Source organism: Nocardioides sp. WG-D5 (assembly GCF_054031175.1).
This window is the reverse complement of sequence record NZ_CM132928.1, coordinates 4606638-4623548: the sequence shown is the minus strand read 5'-3', so window position 1 is coordinate 4623548 and position 16911 is coordinate 4606638. Positions and strand designations below refer to the sequence as shown.

The following is a 16911-nucleotide window of genomic DNA, read 5'->3' as shown; positions in this document are numbered from 1 at the left end:
ACGAGATCAGCGCTGCATCAACGCGTCCATCGCGACCGCGACGGCGGCGGCGACGCGGAAGTCGACGCGAGGGTCGTGGACGGTGACCGTGTACTTGTCGCGGAAGGCGAAGCGGCGCTCGATGGAGATCAGCGGCTGACCCTCGGAGGACACGTAGTCGAAGTGGATCGGCAGGAAGTCGAGCTCGGTGAAGCGACGCAGGATGGCCACCAGCTGGTTGCGCTCCTGACCGGTGCCGGAGTAGCCCGGGCCCTCGACGTGGAAGGTCGAGCGCAGCAGGCTCTTGCCGAAGTCCTTGCGGAAGAAGCCGAGCGGCGCGCCGCTCGCGTCGGTGACGTCGTAGCCCGCGTTGAGGTCCATCACCGCACGCGCCTTGAACGCGAAGACGGCCTGCGACTTCGACTCGTCGGCGTAGAACGTGACCTGCTCCTTGAACGCCAGCCGCTTCTGCTGCGCGAAGGCGAGCACCTGCCCCTCGGAGCCGTCGGCGTTGGCGGCCTGGGCGACGTACTTGTTGGCGAAGGGCGTGACCTTCTGGCGAAGGAAGAAGCGGGGTACGTGGTAGGGCTGCTGCGTCATGGGCGCAACGTACCCTCGTCAGCGCCGCCGCGCGACGAGATATGCCTGCGGCGTCCGCTCCCAGTTCTCGGCCGACCGCACCACCGTCGCGGTGACCTCGAAACCGGCCTCCTCGAGGAGTGCGCTGGTCGCCTCGACAGGGAGCCGGTAGCCGTCGAAGGTGACGTCGTGACCGTAGGCGCCGATGTGGCGGACGTGCTCGTCGCCGACCTGGAAGGCGGTCACGAACCGGCCGCCGCGCCGGGTGACCCGGGCGAGCTCGGCGATGACGTCGGGGCGGCGCGAGGGCGGGGTGTGGATGAGCGAGTACCAGGCCAGCACGCCTGCGAGCTCACCGTCACGGAGCGGGAGGCGGGCCATGTCGCCGACCTCGAACCTGAGCGCGGGATGCCGCTCCATCGCCTGCGCGATCATGCCGGTCGACAGGTCGACCCCGAAGACGTCCAGCCCCCGCTCGGCCAGGTAGGCGGTGATCCGCCCGGGCCCGCAGCCGATGTCGCCGACCAGGCCGCCACCGTCCTTGCGTACGTAGGCGGCGAAGGTGTCGAGCACGCCGGCGTCGAAGGACGTCTCCGTGAGCGTCGGGTCGACGATCTCGGCGTAGGCCTTGGAGACGGTGTCGTAGGCGGCCCTGGTCTCGGTGACGTCGTAGGGCTCGGTCACCGGCGTCCCCTCGGGCTGTGCTGGTTGATGAAGCCGGCGGTCATCGCCATCACCGACTCCGCCGCGGGGAACGTCGTGCCGTGGCGCCAGAACCCGTGGATCTGGCCGACGGCACGGAAGGCGACCACCTCGACGCCGAGGTCGGCGAGCCGCAGCGCGAAGTCCTCGTTCTCGTCGGTGAGGATGTCGCCCTCGGCGCTGACGATCAGCGTCGGCGGCAGGCCGCGGAGCTCCTCGTCGGAGGCGAGGTAGGGGCCGAGGTCGGGGTTGCGGAGGTCGGCCTCGGTAGCGGCGTACTGCTTCCAGTACCAGGCCGCCTCCTCGTTCCAGCCGTCCTCCATGGTGTAGCCCGGGGTGCTCATCGACGGGTCGAGGAACGGGTAGACGAGCACCATCGCGCCGAAGACGCCGGGGTTGCGCAGCGCCGCGACCAGGGCGAGGTTGCCGCCGGCGCTGTCACCGTGGACGTACGCCGGCAGCGTGCTCAGCAGCGGGTCGTTGCCCAGCCACTTGACGACCGTGTCGACGTCGTCGGGAGCCGCGGGATAGGGGTCCTCGGGAGGCCTGCGGTAGTCGACCGACAGCACCCGCAGCCCGCTCCGGTTGGCCAGCCGCCGGCACGCGGCGTCGTGGACCTCGACGTCGTTGAAGACGAAGCCACCACCGTGGAGGTGGACGATCAGCCCCTCGCGTACGTCCTCGGGGGTGTAGAGCCGGCACGGAACCCCGTCGGCGTCGATCCCGGTGACCTCCGCGACCTCCTCCTTAGCCTCGGCCGCGGCCAGCCTGCGGGCCTCGGTGCGCTGGGCGGCGACGTCGACCTCCCAGACCGGCGGCGAGGCCTGCTCGGCGGCGATGGCACGGCGGGCGGCGGGGAAGAGTCGAACCATGTCAGAAGATTCCCACACCAGTGGCGGTGGTGCATGCTGAGCCGCATGAACGCGGGGGAAGTGACGAGCACCTCGATCTACGTCATCGACGTGCTGGTGAAGGTGGTCGCGCTCGGGGTGGTGCCGAAGAACCGGCGCCCGAGCAGTGCGATGGCGTGGCTGCTGGCCATCTTCTTCATCCCGGGAATCGGCCTGATCGGCTACCTGCTGCTCGGTCAGACCCGGCTGGACCGACGGCGGCACGCCCGCCAGCGGGCCCTCAACGACGAGGTGACCGAGTATGTCCGGGGGCTGCCGAGGACCCCGCACCCGAAGACCATCTCCGAGGTCGACGCGGCGACGATCGAGCTCAACGAACGGCTCGGTTCACTGCCTGCCAGGCCGGGGAACCGGGTCGATCTGATCGACGACTACACCGCCTCCGTCGAGGCGATGACGGCCGCGGTGGACCAGGCCGAGACGTACGTGCACGCGCAGTTCTACATCACCGCCTGCGACCACGTCACCGAGCCGTTCTTCGACGCTCTGGACCGGGCAGCGGCGCGCGGGGTGCGGGTGCGGCTGCTCCTCGACCATCTGGGCTCGCGCGGCATCCCGGTCTGGCGCGCGCTCAAGAAGCGGCTCGACGCCTCCGACATCGACTGGCACCCGCTGCTCCCCATCAACCCGCTGCGCGGCCAGATCCGCCGCCCCGACCTGCGCAACCACCGCAAGCTCCTGGTCGTCGACGGCCGGGTCGCCTTCACCGGCTCGCAGAACCTCATCGAGCCCGGCTACAACAAGCCCAGGAACCACCGCGCCGGCCGGGAGTGGGTCGAGCTGAACGCCCGGATCGAGGGTCCGCTGGTGACCGCGCTGAACGTCGTGTTCGCCAGCGACTGGGACACCGAGACCGGGGAGCTGCTGCGGTCGGAGCTGGCCGCCCCCGCACCGGCCGCCGGCGACGTGACCGGCCAGATCGTGCCCAGCGGTCCGGGTGTCGACGCGGAGAACAACCTGCGCGCGTTCACCCATCTCATGTACGCCGCCAGGAAGCGGATCTCGATCACCAGCCCCTACTTCGTGCCGGACGAGTCGCTGTTGTACGCCGTGACGACCGCCGCCCGCCGTGGCGTCGAGGTCGAGCTCTTCGTCAGCGAGGGCAAGGAGCAGTTCATGGTCTACCACGCCCAGCGCTCCTACTACGAGGCGCTGCTGGAGGCCGGGGTCCGCATCTACCTCTACCCCAAACCCGCCGTCCTCCACTCCAAGCACTTCAGCATCGACGACGAGGTCGCCGTGCTCGGCTCGAGCAACATGGACATGCGCTCGTTCGCCCTCAACTACGAGGTCTCGCTGATGCTCTTCGACGGCGACCCGGTGGCGCAGCTGCGGAAGGTCGAGGACGGCTACCGGGCCATCTCCCGCGAGCTGCTGCTCGAGGAGTGGCTCGCGCGGCCGCGGGTCGCGGCGTACGTCGACAACGTGCTGCGCCTCACCGCCGCTCTCCAGTGAGCCCGGCGGGCACAGCGCTTCGCGCGAAGAATTCCGGGGCGGGATCGCCGGGGGCTCCCTAGACTCCCGCCGTGGACCTCCGAGCACGCGCTGCGGCGCTCGCGCTCGTCGCCCTCCTCGCCGCCGGCTGCGCGGAGCTTCCCGGGGGCGCGGGCGCCGGGCCGTCACCGGCGCCGTCGCATCCTCCGTACGAACCCGTTCCCGCCGACTACGAGGCGGTCGAGAAGGTGCTCGCCCAGCGCGCGACGGCGGCCCTGCAGGGCGACGAGGAGGCGTTCCTCGCCACCGTCGACCCCCGCGACCGCAAGCTGGTCGACCAGCAGCAGACCATCTTCGGCAACCTCCAGGAGCTTCCGATGAAGTCGCTCGCCTACGAGGTGAAGGACACCGAGCAGACCCCGGACGAGGTCCGCAACGACGGTGTCCTCTTCGCCCCGCAGGTCACCGAGGTGGCCCAGCTCGAGGAGGCGCACCGGGCGCCCGTCTCCCACCCGACCGACATGACCTTCGTACGCCACGACGGCGGCTGGGTGATCGGACGGGACCGTGCCGCACCCCAGGAGAGGTACAGCCGGCCGTGGTTCGGCGGCCCGGTCGTGGCGGCGGCCGGGCGTTCGGTCGTCGTGGTCACCGAGCGCGACGGCCCGACCGACGCCGCCGAGCTCCTGGACCGGGTCTCGACGGCGCGCGCGGAGGTCGAAAAGGCCCTCGAACCCGTGTGGCGCGGCGATGACCAGGAGGAGGTGCCGCTGCTCGTCGACGCGACGTACAACGGCAAGCCGCCCGGCGACACCTTCGAGGGCGAGGACGGCGCCGCTGCGGTGACCTTCTGGGTCGACGCCGTCGGGCTCCCGAAGACGAGCATCGCCACCTTCGCCGGAGCCGTCATCAAGGACAACCCGGTCGCGGCCAACCGGCTGGCGACCGACGAGCGCACGCTGCGTCACGAGCTGAGCCATGTCTACGGCCCGGCCCTGGTGCCCACCTGGGTCAACGAAGGGCTCGCCGAGTATCTCTCCGGCTGCGAGGCCAACATCTGTGGCGAGGACGAGGAGCGCGACCAGCTGCTGGCGCACGAGCGAGCGCTCCCGGGCGACGAGGAGTGGGGCGAGGACGGCTCGATCGACTACGCCATCTCCCACGCCGCGGTCTCGTGGCTGATCGACGAGAACGGCGGGATGAAGAGGTTCCTGGAGTTCTGCAACGACTTCTTCCTCCACCTGCCGAGCGGCACCGAGAACTTCCACGACGGGACCGGCAAGGCGCTGGAGGCGAGCTACGGCATCACCGAGAAGCAGCTGGTCGACGGCACCTGGTCGTGGTTCGAGCAGCTGCCCTCCGATTGACTGAGCCCATGCGCCACCGAACGCCCATCCGCGGGGGCAGCCGCTCCGAACCCAGCGACATGAACCTTCGCATCGTGGCTGTGATCGCTCTCCTCCTGCTCGCCGCCGGGTGCGGCACCGACACCGATCAGGCCGCCGAGCAGGCCACCCCGCCGGCCTCCTCGACGCCGTCGAGCGCCGCGTCCGCTCCGGGCGAGACGCCCGCCGAGGATCCCGCCTGCGAGGGCCGCTACGCGGACTACTCCGCCGAGGCGGTCGCCGAGGAGTGCTACGCCGACACGATCCTCTTCTTCCACGCGCCCTGGTGCCCGGAGTGCCGCGGGTTCGAGGAGGCGATCAAGAGCGGCGAGGTGCCTGAGGGAGCACAGATCCTGAAGGTCGACTACGACTCCGCGACCGACCTGCGCAAGAAGTACGAGGTGACGATCCAGTCGACCTTCGTGCGCGTCGACTCAACGGGTGCACGGGTCGCGCTGTGGTCGGGCTACGGCCAGGACAAGTCGGTCGACGCCATCTTCGAGAACACCCAGTGACGCTGCTGCTCGCGTCGTTCCTCGCCGGGGCGCTGTCGGTGCTCGCCCCGTGCGTGGTGGCGTTCGTGCCAGCCATGTTCTCCCGTGGCACCGGCGAGCGCCGCCCGTGGGTGGCGGTTGCCGCGCTCGGCGTCTCCGTCATCGTGTTCAGCGTCCTGCTCAAGTCGACGACCCTGCTGATCGACGTCCCGCCCCGGTTCTGGAGCGTCGTCTCGGGCGTGATCGTGGCGCTCTTCGGCGTGGTGATGATCTGGCCCCGGCTGTGGGACGCGCTGGCGTTCCGCCTCGGCCTCGGCTCCCGTGCCCAGGAGCGCCTGGCCCGGGCGAGCGTCCGCGGCGGGATCGGTGGCGACATCCTCCTGGGCGCGAGCATGGGGCCGGTCTTCAGCGCGTGCAGCCCGACGTACGCCCTGATCGTGGCGGCGATCCTCCCGGCCGAGCCGTTGCGCGGGCTCGGCTACCTGGTCGCGTACGTCGCCGGCCTGACCCTGCTGCTCGCCGCGGTCGTGGTGGGTGGCCGGGCGCTGCTGGCCCGGCTCCGGTGGGCGATCGACCCCGAGGGCGCCTTCCACAAGGTGCTCGGTCTCGTCCTGGTCCTCATCGGCGTCGCGATCGCGACCGGTCTCGACAAGACCCTGCTCACGCTGCTGGTCGAGCGGGGGCTCTTCGACTGGCAGATCGGGCTGGAGGGCCGGCTCAGCACCGATCGGTGACCACGTTCGCGGCGGCCCGGAACGACTCGCCACGCAGGAGCGGCACCACCGACGCGCTGTCCACCTCGGCGGCGACGACGACGTCCTCGGCGTAGCCCTTGGCGGTCAGCTCGCGGCCACCGGCACAGGCGTGGAGCGCGGCCGGGAGGTCGGCGGCACGGAACGCGTCGCGCGCCATCGCCGCCTCGGGCGAGAGGTCGTCGGGGTCGAGCGCGTCGAGGACGGCCCCGGCGCCCCAGAGGTCCTCGACCGCCGGCCGGAGCGTACCGTCCGGCCAGCGCTCCCCCGAGGCGATGACAGCGATGCTGGCGCCGTCGGCGAAGCGAGGAGCCAGCCACCTGGCGACGGCGGTCCGGTTGCGGAGCGAGGCACCGACGACGGTGGCACCGCCCTCCGCGAGCAGGCTGCTGATCGTCGAGCCGTTGGGCGAGGGCAGGACCAGCCGCCGGACCCCGTCGGCCTCGCGCAGCGACGCGGGCGAGAGCGAGGGACGCCCCGGCACCGCGTCCTGACGCTGCACCGCGAGGACGGCGTCGCGGTCGCGGGCGTACGCCTCCGCCCGGTCGTCGCGCCACCGGAACGGGAACACCTCGATCCCGCGCTCGGCCGCGACCGTCAGCGTCGTGGTGAACGAGAGCACGTCCACCACGACGGCGATGTCCGCGGGCCCGATCGCCTCGGCGCCCACCGGGCCCCAGTCGAGCCGGACCCGGTAGGCGTGCTGGCGATGCTGGTCGTCGACGGCGCTCACGCGCCGAGCGCGGCGGCGATCTGCGGAGCGATCTCGCGCAGCGCGCGGCCGCGGTGGGAGATGGCGTCCTTCTCCTCGATCGACAGCTCGGCCGACGTACGTCCGTCCTCGGTGTCGACCGCGACGAACAGGACGTCGTAGCCGAACCCGCCGTCACCGCGGACCTCGCGGATGATCCGGCCGTCCATGCGGCCCTCGACGACGATCTCGCCACCGTCCCAGACGAAGGCGATCGCGCAGGCGAAGTGGGCGCCGCGGCGCTCGTCGGGGACGTCGGAGAGCTGAGCGAGCAGCAGCTCGTTGTTGCGCTCGTCCGACTTCGGCGGACCGCCCCAGCGCGCTGAGAGCACGCCCGGCATCCCGTTGAGCGCGTCGACGCAGAGACCCGAGTCGTCGGCGACGGTCGGCAGCCCGGTGGCCTTGAACCCGGCCCTCGCCTTGATCAGCGCGTTGCCCTCGAAGTCGGGCGCATCCTCGACCGGCTCGTCGTAGTGGGTGACGTCGTCGAGACCGACGACCGAGACACCGGGCACCAGCGGCGAGAGGATCCGGAACATCTCCCCCAGCTTCTTGGCGTTGCGCGAGGCGACGTGGACGCTGAGCTCGTTCCAGGGCTCGTTCGTGGGCTCAGCCGGCAAGTGCGGCCTCCTGCAGCTTGGTCAGGTCGGCGCAGCCCTTCTCGCCCAGCGCCAGCAGCAGGTCGAGCTCGGTGCGGTCGAAGGCGACGCCTTCGGCGGTGCCCTGCACCTCGACGAACTTGCCCTCGCCGGTCATCACGATGTTCATGTCGGTCTCGGCGCGGACGTCCTCCTCGTAGGGCAGGTCGAGGCGCGGCACACCGTCGATGATCCCGACCGAGATCGCCGCGACGGAGCCGGTCAGGGCCTTCGAGACGCCCAGCGAGGCCACCGCGTCGGCGAGGGCGACGTAGGCGCCGGTGATCGCCGCCGTGCGGGTGCCACCGTCGGCCTGCAGCACGTCGCAGTCGATGTTGATGGTGTTCTCGCCGAGCGCCTTGTAGTCGATGACGGCGCGCAGCGAGCGCCCGACCAGGCGGGAGATCTCGTGCGTACGTCCGCCGATCTTGCCCTTCACCGACTCGCGCGAGGAGCGCTCGTGGGTGGAGGCGGGCAGCATCGCGTACTCCGCCGTCACCCAGCCCAGCCCGGAGCCCTTGCGCCAGCGCGGCACGCCCTCGGAGGCCGAGGCGGCGCACAGGACGCGGGTCTTGCCGAACTCGATGAGGACGGAACCGGCCGCGTGGTCGAGCCAGTTGCGGGTGATCTTGATGGGGCGCAGCTCGTCGTCGGCGCGCCCGTCAGCTCGTGTGGTCACGAGACCACCCTATGCAACGGTCTCCCGCTTGGGTTCACCGCTGGGTCGCGCCCACGCCCGGCGCACGACCCACGGCCCCAGATCCCGCGCCCGGCGCCCCATCCACGGCACTCCCTCGCCCGCCATCCAGGCCAGGTCCTGCCGCCAGCTGGTCGGCAGCCCGCCGCCGGGCTCCAGCGAGGGCGGTTCGAAGGAGAAGCCGTACGCCACCAGCTGCTCCCCGAACGCACGGGCCATCCGCCGGTGACCGAGCTCGGAGGGATGCAGCCGGTCGGCGGCCCAGAAGCGCCGTTCGTGCACGTCGGGGACCGCCCCCAGGTCGAGCCGCAGCCCGCCGTAGGTCGCGTAGACCTCGTCCCAGATGGCGTTGAGATCGGCCGTACGCCGCTGGATCGACCGCTTCATCCAGCCGGGCATCGGCCACATCACCGAATGGTCGTGGAAGCGCGCCGTCATCAGCAGCGCGCCCTGGCCCGCGAGGGCGTCGGCGCAGGTCATCAGGTCGTTCCGGAGTCTCGCCGTGTCCCACGTCGAGCGCATCACGTCGTTGACCCCGACGATCAGCGACGCCACGTCCGGCCGGTGCGCCACCGCGTCGGCGAGCTGCTGCTCGACCACCACGGTCGAGGTCGCACCGATCACCGCGGTGTTGCAGAAGGAGACGTCGTACGTCTGTCCCAGAGCCTCGGCCAGCAGCCGGGCCCATCCTCGCCAACCCTCGACAGTCGGGTCGCCGAGCCCAACGGTGGCGCTGTCGCCCAGCGCCGCGTAACGCAGGTAGGTGCCCACGTCCGACAACGGTGACGGGGGTGGGTGCCGAAGCACCCACCCCCGCGTGTCGTGTCGCGAACAGTCCGATGAACTACTTCACCTCGGACTTGAGCACCCGGTAGGCGCCCAGCACGACCGGGACGACCACCCACAGGAAGATGCTGCAGATGAGCGCGAGCACCTGCTGCGTACCGGGGTCGGGAAGACTCGCGCCGTCCGGCACAGATCCGGCACCCGCAGCGAACGGCGACAGCGCGTAGCCCATGTCGATGAACGGGATCACGTCGGCGGCCCAGTCGAAGATGAAGTAGAGCGTGGACCACACCATCAGCGGCAGGAGCAGCTGGTCGACGTAGACGACCACGATCGAGAACGGCGTGCTGAGCAGGCACATCGCGAGACCGAAGGCGCTCACGAAGTAGAGCAGCTGCTGGGCGATCGTCCAGCCCAGGACCTGACCGTCGATCGACCAGCTCGCGTCGTATCCGCCCACCGCAGCGGCGAGCACGTTCCCGACGATGCCGCACAGCAGCGCGACGGCGATCAGGACGAGGGCAAGCGCGACGACGGCGACCAGCTTGGCGCTCATCACTCGCAGCCGGCTCGGCTCGAGGCTGAAGGTGACCATGTTGGTGCGCTGGCCCCACTCCTGGGTGACGATCATGATCGCCAGGACCGGCGTCAGCAGCGAGAGCGGGATGACCAGGATCGAGGACCACGCCGAGAGCGAGACCTCGACGGTCTCGTTGAGCGCGGCCACCAGGACCACGATCCCCATGGCCAGCAGCAACAGTCCGGCCGAGATGATCAGCAGGGCGCGGCCAGCACGCGTGTCGGTCATCTTGCGCCACTCGACCAGCAGCAGCCGGCCGAACGGCACCTTGGTCACCGCCGGGAGCGGGGTGGACGGCGCTACGGATACGGCGCTCATGCGGAGACTCCTTCGGCGTGGATCTGGGTGGTGCTCTCGCGCTGGGTCTCGGCGGTGAGCTGCAGGAAGATGTCCTCGAGGCCGGCGCCGCCGTCACGCAGGTCGGTGAGCACGACGTTGGACTCCAGGGCGGCCTTGCCCACCTCGGCCGGCGCGGCCGAGACGCGCATGCCGGTGCCGAGCGGCTCGACGCTGTAGCCCTTGGCCTTCAGCGCGACAGTGAGCGCCTCGTTGTCCAGGGAGGTGACCAGCGACTGGCCGGCGGTGCCCTGGCTGGCGAGGATCGTGTCCTTGGTGCCCTCGGCCACGATGCGACCGTTGCCGATGAGGATCAGCTCGTCGGCGATCTGCTCGACCTCGTGCAGCAGGTGGGAGGAGAGCAGGACGGTGCCGCCGCGGTCGGCGTACTCCTTCAGCAGGCCACGCATCCAGCGGATACCGGCCGGGTCGAGGCCGTTCGCCGGCTCGTCCAGGATCAGGACCTTGGGGTCGCCGATCAGCGCGTGCGCGATGCCGAGGCGCTGCTTCATGCCGAGCGAGTAGTTCTTGATCCGGCGCTTGGCCTCCGACGGCGTCAGCGACACCAGCTCGAGCATCTCGTCGACGCGCGACTTGGGCAGGCCCATCGTCATCGCGGCGAGCGTGAGCACCTCACGGCCGGTGCGGCCGTCGTGCTGAGCGCTGGCGTCGAGCAGCACACCGACGTGGCGGCCCGGGTTGGGGAGGTCGGCATAGAGGCTGCCGTCGATCGTTGCCCGACCCTTGGTGGGGTTGGTCAGGCCGACCATGATGCGCATGGTGGTCGACTTACCGGCACCGTTCGGGCCGAGGAAGCCGGTGACTTTGCCGGCCTCGGCGGTGAACGACACGTCGTCGACCGCGGTGAAGGTCCCATAGACCCTCGTCAGTCCTTCGACTTTGATCATGGCCCACATCCTGCCGTGCTTCCGGCGCGGACTGCATCGGACATACGGATGACCTGCAACCCGACAAAAGTATGGGGCCGGTCCCGACTGCGGGATCCTGTCTGCCCGACCTCGGTTGACTAGCGTGTACGCCGTGCAGCAACCGTCACCCGAGGTCTATCAGCCACGCCTGAGCCTGTGGGGGCACGTGTGGCGGTATCTCCTTGCGCTGGGGATCAGCGCCATCGCCTTGATATCCAGCACCGACGGCTGGCCGGAGTGGCGCTTCCTGCTCGACCTCGGCCTCGGCGTCCTCTGCATGGTCCTGGTCTTCTGGCGCCGCCGTTGGCCGGTGGCGATCGCCACGTTCACCATCGTCGCCGGAGGGTTCTCGATCCTCTCCGCCGGAGCGTCGAGCCTCGCTCTGGTCTCGTTGGCGACCCGGCGCCGCTGGCGCGAGATCATCCCGATCTCCCTGCTCAACGTCGCCGCAGGCATGTTCTGGTTCGCGGTGATGGAGACCACCCCCACCGAGGAGATCCCCGGCATCCCGTTGTGGGGCTTCAACCTCGGCGCCAACGTGGTGATCATCGCCGCGATGGTCGCCTGGGGCATGTACATCGGCTCGCGGCGCGAGCTCATCGCCACGCTCCGGCTCCGTGCCGAGACGGCCGAGGCCGAGCAGTCGCTGCGCGTCTCCCAGGCCCGCGAGACCGAGCGCCGGCGGATCGCCCGCGAGATGCACGACGTGCTCGCCCACCGCATCTCCCACATCTCCATGCAGGCCGGGGCGCTCGCCTACCGCGAGGACCTCTCCGCCGACCAGGTCCGGGCCGAGGTCGGCACCATCCGCGAGGGCGCCCACCGGGCCCTCGAGGACCTCCGGACCGTCCTGGGCGTGCTGCGCGGCAACGGCGAGGACCCCGAGACCGCGCCCCAGCCGACGTACGCCGACCTGGGCCGGCTCGTCGAGGAGGCCCGCACGGGCGGCATGAACATCACCTTCACGGACGACGTCGAGGGCTCGCCGCCGGAGACGGTGGGGCGGTCGATCTACCGGGTCGTGCAGGAGGGCATCACCAACGCCCGCAAGCACGCCCCGGGAGCGCTGCTGGAGGTCGCGCTGAGCGGGTCCGAGGAGCACGGCATCGACGTACGCCTGCGCAACCGCCTCGGCTTCGACTCGAACACGCCCGGCGCCGGCCTCGGCCTGGTCGGGCTCACCGAGCGCGTCGACCTCGCGGGCGGACACCTCACGCACCGTACGGAAAAGGATGTCTTCATTCTCGAAGCATGGCTACCGTGGGGCCAGTGAGCAGCCCAGGGACCAGCCCAGAGACTCCGGTCAAGATCAAGGTCGGGATCGTCGACGACGACCCGCTCGTGCGCTCGGCCCTCGGGCTGATGCTCGGCGGCCAGGCCGACATCGAGGTCGTCGGCGAGGCGACCGACGGCCAGGAGGCACTCGCCCTGGTGCGTACGTCTGCCCCTGACGTGGTGCTGATGGACATCCGGATGCCGCGGATCAACGGCCTCGACGCGACCCGTCGGGTCCTGACCGAAGCCCGGCCGCCACGGGTGATCGTGCTGACCACCTTCGGTGCCGACGAGTACGTCGTGGACGCGCTCGCCGCGGGCGCCGAGGGGTTCCTCCTCAAGGACACCCCGCCGCCGGAGATCGTCGCGGCGATCCGCGCGGTCGCGGCGGGCGAGCCGATCCTCTCCCCCAAGGCCACCCGCACCCTGATCACCCGGCTCCGCGCCGAGCCGACCGGCGACCGCGCCGCTGCCGCCGGCCGCCGCCTCGAGGCGCTCACCGAGCGCGAGCACGAGGTCGCGCTCGCCGTCGGGCGCGGGCTGAGCAACGCCGAGATCGCCAAGGAGCTCTACCTCTCGATCCCGACCGTCAAGGCGCACGTCTCGCGCCTGTTCGACAAGCTCGGCGCCACCAACCGCGTGCAGATCGCGATCACCGTCCACGACGCCGGGCTGGTCTGAGCCGCCGGCCTAACCGCTGGTCGAGCCGCCGGAGCCGCTAGGCGGAGGCGTGTCGAGACCAACACAGTCCCCTCGGTGCTCGACCAGACCGTGTTGGTCTCGACACGCTCGCTTCGCTCGCGGCTCGACCAACGAGGGCGGTCAGATCTCGTAGATCGACCCCGTCGCCGCCAGCTCCGTCGGACCGTCGTACGCGGACCGCGCCTCGCGGAGCGCGTCGGCGGAGTCGTGCCAGGGCGGGACGTGGGTGATGACCAGCTTCTTCACATGCGCCTTGGTGGCGTACTCCCCCGCATGGACGCCGGTGATGTGCACCCCGGGCGGGTTCTCGACGCCGTCACGGAAGGCCGCCTCGCACAGGAACAGGTCGGCCTCGGTGGCGATGTCGAGGAGCGCCTCGGTCTCGGCGGTGTCGCCGCTGTAGGCGATGACCTTGCCGTGCGCCTCGATCCGCAGCCCGTACGCATCGACCGGATGCTCCACGGCCGTCGGGGTGATCACGAACGGACCGAGATGGATCGGCCCGGTGTAGGTCGAGAACGCGAACTCCTCGCGCATCCCGGGCCGCTTGGGCAGGTCGTAGGCCTTCGCCAGCCGCCGTCCGGTGCCCTTGGGACCGTAGACCGGGATGGGCGGCTGCGGGCCGGTCGGGTGCCACTTGCGGAGCACGTAGTAGGAGGTCATGTCGACGCAGTGGTCGGCGTGCAGGTGCGAGAGCAGGACCGCGTCGATCAGCAGCGGGTCGACGTAGCGCTGCAGGACGCCGAGCGCGCCGTTGCCCATGTCGAGCACGATCCGCCAGGTCCGCCCCTCCGAGTCGTCGGCCTCGACGAGGTAGCAGGAGGCGGGGCTGTCGGGCCCGGGATAGGAGCCCGAGCATCCGATGATCGTCAGCCGCATCCCGGAGGTCATCCCATCCCTCCGGCGAACTGCTGGGCAGCTGCCAGCTCCGGGCCGAGGAACCGGGCACCGATCGCCTTGAACTCGGCAGGGTTGCCGGTGGTGAGGAACGTGTAGGTCGGCTCGCCGCCCTCGCGCATGAGGTCGTTCTCGGCCAGGACGCGGTAGACGTCCTTCGCCGACTCCTCGGCGCTGCTGACCAGCGTCACGTTGTCGCCCATCACATAGGAGATCACACCAGTCAGGAGCGGATAGTGGGTGCACCCGAGGATCAGCGTGTCGACCCCGGCGCTGGTCAGCGGGTCCAGATATTCGTGCGCGGCGGCCAGCAGCTCCTCGCCGCCGGTGACGCCGGCCTCGACGAACGGCACGAACCGGGGGCAGGCCCGGGTGTGCAGCGAGACGTGGGGCGCCGCGGCGAAGGCGTCGTCGTAGGCCATCGACTCGGCCGTCGCGTGCGTGCAGATGACCCCGATGCGACCGGTGCGGGAGGCCGCGACGGCGCGACGCGTCGCCGGCAGGATCACCTCGACGACGGGCAGCGGCTTGTAGCGCTCGCGGGCGTCGCGCAGCATCGCCGCGGAGGCCGAGTTGCACGCGATGACCAGGGCCTTCACGCCCTGCTCGACGAGATGGTCGAGGCACTCCAGGGCGTACTCGCGCACCTCGGCGATCGGCCTGGGGCCGTAGGGGGCGCGGGCGGTGTCGCCGACGTACAGGATCGACTCGTGGGCGAGCTGGTCGATCACCGACCGGGCCACGGTGAGACCCCCGAAGCCCGAGTCGAAGATCCCGATCGGGGCGTCGCGGTCGGGCTGGGCTGAGCCCAAGGGCGAGGGCGAACCCAGGGACGAGACGGACTGCACAATCGTCAAGGCTAGGCCCAAACGCCGCGTAATCGCAGTGCTGGGGGTCACTCGAGACATACCCGAGATCCATCTCACGTTCATCAGCAGTGCCGATCGGTGTTGTTAACGTCCGGTCATGACGATTTCTCGGCGCTCGCTGGTGCTGACGGTGCTGATCGCCCTGCTGGCCGTCACCTTCGCGGTCGTGGAGCTGCCCGGGCGTCCCGCACAGGCGGCGACCACGAAGCGGGTGCTGGCGATCTCCGTCGACGGGCTCAGCGTGACCGCGATCGAGCGGCTCGGCCCGGGACACCTGCCCAACCTCTACCGGCTGATGCGCGGCGGCGCCTCGACCCGCGAGGCGCGCAGCGAGTACGAGCAGAACGTCACCCTGCCCAACCACACCTCGATGGTCACCGGCCGCCGGATCACCCGGTCCGCCCACGGCCACGGCGTCACCTGGAACGACGACCGTCCCTGGATGACGGTGCAGGAGGCCGCCGGGCATCCGGTCTCGTCGGTCTTCAGCCAGGTCGGGCGGGCCGGCCGGAGCAGCGCCCTGTTCGCCTCGAAGTCGAAGTTCGGCCTCTTCGACCGGTCCTGGCCCTCGATCGACCGGTTCGTCGTCGACGGCGACGCCGACCTGGTCGAGCGGGCGGCCGCCGACCTGGTGAGGAACAAGCGCGCTCTCACCTTCGTCCACCTGGGCTCCCCCGACCACTACGGCCACCGCGACGGCGGGATGAGCGCGGCCTACCGCGCCTCGGTGATCCGCACCGACGCCCGCATCGGCAGGCTGCTGAGGGCGATCGACTCCTCGACGGCGCTGAAGGGGTCGACGTACGTCATCCTCACCGCCGACCACGGCTTCAGGGCGACCGCCACCGACCACAGCGCCCACCTCTACGCCAACTACCGGATCCCGTTCGTCGTGTGGGGTCCCGGGGTCGCCCGCGGCGCCTCGCTCTACCGGCTCAACCCCGACTACCGCGCGCCGGGGACGACCAGACCGACGTACGCCGGTGAGCAGCCGATCCGCAACGGCGACCTCGGCAACCTGGCCCTCGACCTGCTCAGCCTGGGCCCCATCCCCGGCAGCACCTTGAACTCAATCCAGTCACTAGACATTCGCTGAGCGTTCGCCCGGGGTGCCATCGGGTTCACTTAGGGTGTGCCGGTGCGTCGCCTCTTCCCTCTGGTCTCCGTCGGCATCTTCGTCGTCGTCGTGCTCGTCGTCGCGTTCACCGCGCTGCCGGACCGTGACGGTGGCGAGCGAGCGGAACGGGAGGCCACCCAGGCCGACCGCAAGGTGCTCGCGATCTCCATCGACGGGTTGAACCCGGATGCGCTGGCGGAGCTCGGGCCGGCGAAGACGCCGAACATCCACCGGCTGATCGACGAGGGCGCCTCGACGCTCAACGCCCGCACGGCCTACGAGAAGAACATCACCCTGCCCAACCACACCGGGATGGTCACCGGCGACCCGATCGACGCCGACGACGGCGGCCACGGCGTCACCTGGAACGTCGGCGACCCGTCGAGGTCGATCGCTCCGGACGAGGAGTCGATGTTCACCGTGGCCCACGAGGCCGGGCTCAGCACCGGCGTCTTCGTGACCAAGCAGAAGTTCGAGCTGTGGCAGCGGGCCTGGGAGGACGACATCGATCTCTTCGTCCCGATCGACGACCACGACAAGCTGGTCCCGGAGGCGGCCGAGGACCTGGCCGACGAGCAGCGGGACCTCACCTTCGTACATCTCTCGCTTCCCGACGTCGCCGGGCACAAGTCGGGCGGGATGTCGCCGCAGTACCTCGACGCCGTCGAGGAGTCCGACGCGCAGGTCGGCGAGCTCCTCGACGTCATCGACGCCGATCCCGAGCTCGCGAAGGAGCTCGACGTCATCCTCACCGCCGACCACGGCTTCAAGCCCGGGATCACCAACCACTCCGAGAAGGTCTACGAGAACTACCGGATCCCGTTCATCGTGTGGGGTCCCGACGCCGGCGCCGGCGCGGATCTCTACGAGCTCAACTCCGACGACTACCGCGACCCGGGCAAGGACCGCCCCGGCTATGACGGCCCGCAGCCCGTACGCAACGCCGACCTCGGCAACCTGGCCCTGGATCTCCTCGGCCTCGGTCCCATCGAGACCAGCGACATCGGCAAGAACCAGACACTCGACGTCAAATGACGTTCTCGTAACCATCCACGCGCACATCGGGCCCTGAGGTACGTTTCGAACGTAATCTCCCGA

General features: G+C 70.4%; 19 protein-coding genes. 8 read left to right on the top strand and 11 right to left on the bottom strand.

Going from position 1 to position 16911, the window contains the following annotated elements; translation table 11 throughout:
* Positions 1–6: 6 nt before the first annotated feature.
* Genes ACWZJV_RS22425 through ACWZJV_RS22415 form a run of 3 tightly spaced genes read right to left on the bottom strand, consistent with a single transcriptional unit; the run spans position 7 to position 2132 of the window.
* Entirely contained in the window at positions 7–579 is a 573-nt protein-coding gene (locus ACWZJV_RS22425; protein WP_457178787.1) for a hypothetical protein, read from the bottom strand.
* Positions 580–597: 18 nt separating this feature from the next.
* Positions 598–1242, bottom strand: coding sequence for a class I SAM-dependent methyltransferase (locus ACWZJV_RS22420; protein WP_008358586.1), 645 nt, complete (start codon positions 1240–1242; stop codon positions 598–600).
* Complete coding sequence (locus tag ACWZJV_RS22415; RefSeq protein WP_457178785.1) at positions 1239–2132, bottom strand: alpha/beta hydrolase; 894 nt, start codon at positions 2130–2132, stop codon at positions 1239–1241. Before ACWZJV_RS22415 ends, ACWZJV_RS22420 begins: the two co-directional genes overlap by 4 nt.
* A gap of 45 nt (positions 2133–2177) precedes the next feature.
* Between ACWZJV_RS22415 and cls the strand changes: the two genes are divergently transcribed.
* The 4 genes from cls to ACWZJV_RS22395 all read left to right on the top strand — a co-directional run bounded on the left by cls (position 2178) and on the right by ACWZJV_RS22395 (position 6218).
* Positions 2178–3626, top strand: a complete 1449-nt coding sequence (gene cls / locus ACWZJV_RS22410) for a cardiolipin synthase (RefSeq protein WP_457178783.1) — start codon at positions 2178–2180, stop codon at positions 3624–3626.
* 71 nt (positions 3627–3697) lie between these two features.
* Entirely contained in the window at positions 3698–4972 is a 1275-nt protein-coding gene (locus tag ACWZJV_RS22405; protein ID WP_008358593.1) for a PE-PGRS family protein, read from the top strand.
* Between the two features lie 74 nt (positions 4973–5046).
* On the top strand, positions 5047–5505 hold the full coding sequence (locus ACWZJV_RS22400) for a thioredoxin family protein (RefSeq protein WP_457178781.1): 459 nt from the start codon (positions 5047–5049) through the stop codon (positions 5503–5505).
* Positions 5502–6218, top strand: coding sequence for a cytochrome c biogenesis CcdA family protein (locus tag ACWZJV_RS22395; protein WP_457178779.1), 717 nt, complete (start codon positions 5502–5504; stop codon positions 6216–6218). Before ACWZJV_RS22400 ends, ACWZJV_RS22395 begins: the two co-directional genes overlap by 4 nt.
* Here ACWZJV_RS22395 and ACWZJV_RS22390 read toward each other — a convergent pair.
* The 6 genes from ACWZJV_RS22390 to ACWZJV_RS22365 form a co-directional block, all read right to left on the bottom strand.
* The gene (locus ACWZJV_RS22390) at positions 6202–6969 is read right to left on the bottom strand and encodes a 2-phosphosulfolactate phosphatase (RefSeq protein WP_457178777.1); all 768 of its coding nucleotides are present in this window, start codon (positions 6967–6969) and stop codon (positions 6202–6204) included. The genes ACWZJV_RS22395 and ACWZJV_RS22390 overlap by 17 nt on opposite strands.
* The gene (rdgB, locus tag ACWZJV_RS22385; RefSeq protein WP_457178776.1) at positions 6966–7607 is read right to left on the bottom strand and encodes an RdgB/HAM1 family non-canonical purine NTP pyrophosphatase; all 642 of its coding nucleotides are present in this window, start codon (positions 7605–7607) and stop codon (positions 6966–6968) included. Before rdgB ends, ACWZJV_RS22390 begins: the two co-directional genes overlap by 4 nt.
* Positions 7597–8304 (bottom strand): ribonuclease PH, encoded by a 708-nt coding sequence (gene rph / locus ACWZJV_RS22380; RefSeq protein ID WP_457178774.1) that lies wholly within the window; start codon positions 8302–8304, stop codon positions 7597–7599. The genes rdgB and rph overlap by 11 nt, the downstream gene beginning before the upstream one ends.
* 9 nt (positions 8305–8313) lie before the next feature.
* Positions 8314–9093, bottom strand: a complete 780-nt coding sequence (locus tag ACWZJV_RS22375) for an SGNH/GDSL hydrolase family protein (RefSeq protein ID WP_457178772.1) — start codon at positions 9091–9093, stop codon at positions 8314–8316.
* Positions 9094–9166: 73 nt separating this feature from the next.
* Entirely contained in the window at positions 9167–10006 is an 840-nt protein-coding gene (locus ACWZJV_RS22370; protein WP_008358606.1) for an ABC transporter permease, read from the bottom strand.
* Positions 10003–10932, bottom strand: coding sequence for an ABC transporter ATP-binding protein (locus ACWZJV_RS22365; RefSeq protein WP_008358607.1), 930 nt, complete (start codon positions 10930–10932; stop codon positions 10003–10005). Before ACWZJV_RS22365 ends, ACWZJV_RS22370 begins: the two co-directional genes overlap by 4 nt.
* Before the next feature lie 133 nt (positions 10933–11065).
* On the opposite strand from ACWZJV_RS22365, the gene ACWZJV_RS22360 reads away from it, so the two are divergent.
* Complete coding sequence (locus ACWZJV_RS22360) at positions 11066–12226, top strand: sensor histidine kinase (RefSeq protein WP_457178769.1); 1161 nt, start codon at positions 11066–11068, stop codon at positions 12224–12226.
* Positions 12223–12909 carry a response regulator gene (locus ACWZJV_RS22355; protein ID WP_008358611.1) on the top strand — a complete coding sequence of 229 codons (687 nt, stop codon included), beginning with the start codon at positions 12223–12225 and terminating at the stop codon, positions 12907–12909. The genes ACWZJV_RS22360 and ACWZJV_RS22355 overlap by 4 nt, the downstream gene beginning before the upstream one ends.
* 141 nt (positions 12910–13050) lie before the next feature.
* Here the strand turns inward: ACWZJV_RS22355 and ACWZJV_RS22350 are convergent, their stop codons facing one another.
* Both ACWZJV_RS22350 and murI read right to left on the bottom strand, forming a co-directional pair.
* Complete coding sequence (locus ACWZJV_RS22350) at positions 13051–13821, bottom strand: MBL fold metallo-hydrolase (RefSeq protein ID WP_008358613.1); 771 nt, start codon at positions 13819–13821, stop codon at positions 13051–13053.
* Positions 13818–14675 carry a glutamate racemase gene (gene murI / locus ACWZJV_RS22345; RefSeq protein ID WP_457178767.1) on the bottom strand — a complete coding sequence of 286 codons (858 nt, stop codon included), beginning with the start codon at positions 14673–14675 and terminating at the stop codon, positions 13818–13820. Before murI ends, ACWZJV_RS22350 begins: the two co-directional genes overlap by 4 nt.
* A gap of 118 nt (positions 14676–14793) precedes the next feature.
* Between murI and ACWZJV_RS22340 the strand changes: the two genes are divergently transcribed.
* Positions 14794–15792, top strand: coding sequence for an alkaline phosphatase family protein (locus tag ACWZJV_RS22340; RefSeq protein ID WP_457178765.1), 999 nt, complete (start codon positions 14794–14796; stop codon positions 15790–15792).
* Positions 15793–15834: 42 nt separating this feature from the next.
* Positions 15835–16848, top strand: coding sequence for an alkaline phosphatase family protein (locus tag ACWZJV_RS22335; RefSeq protein WP_008358620.1), 1014 nt, complete (start codon positions 15835–15837; stop codon positions 16846–16848).
* The last annotated feature ends 63 nt before the right edge of the window (positions 16849–16911 follow it).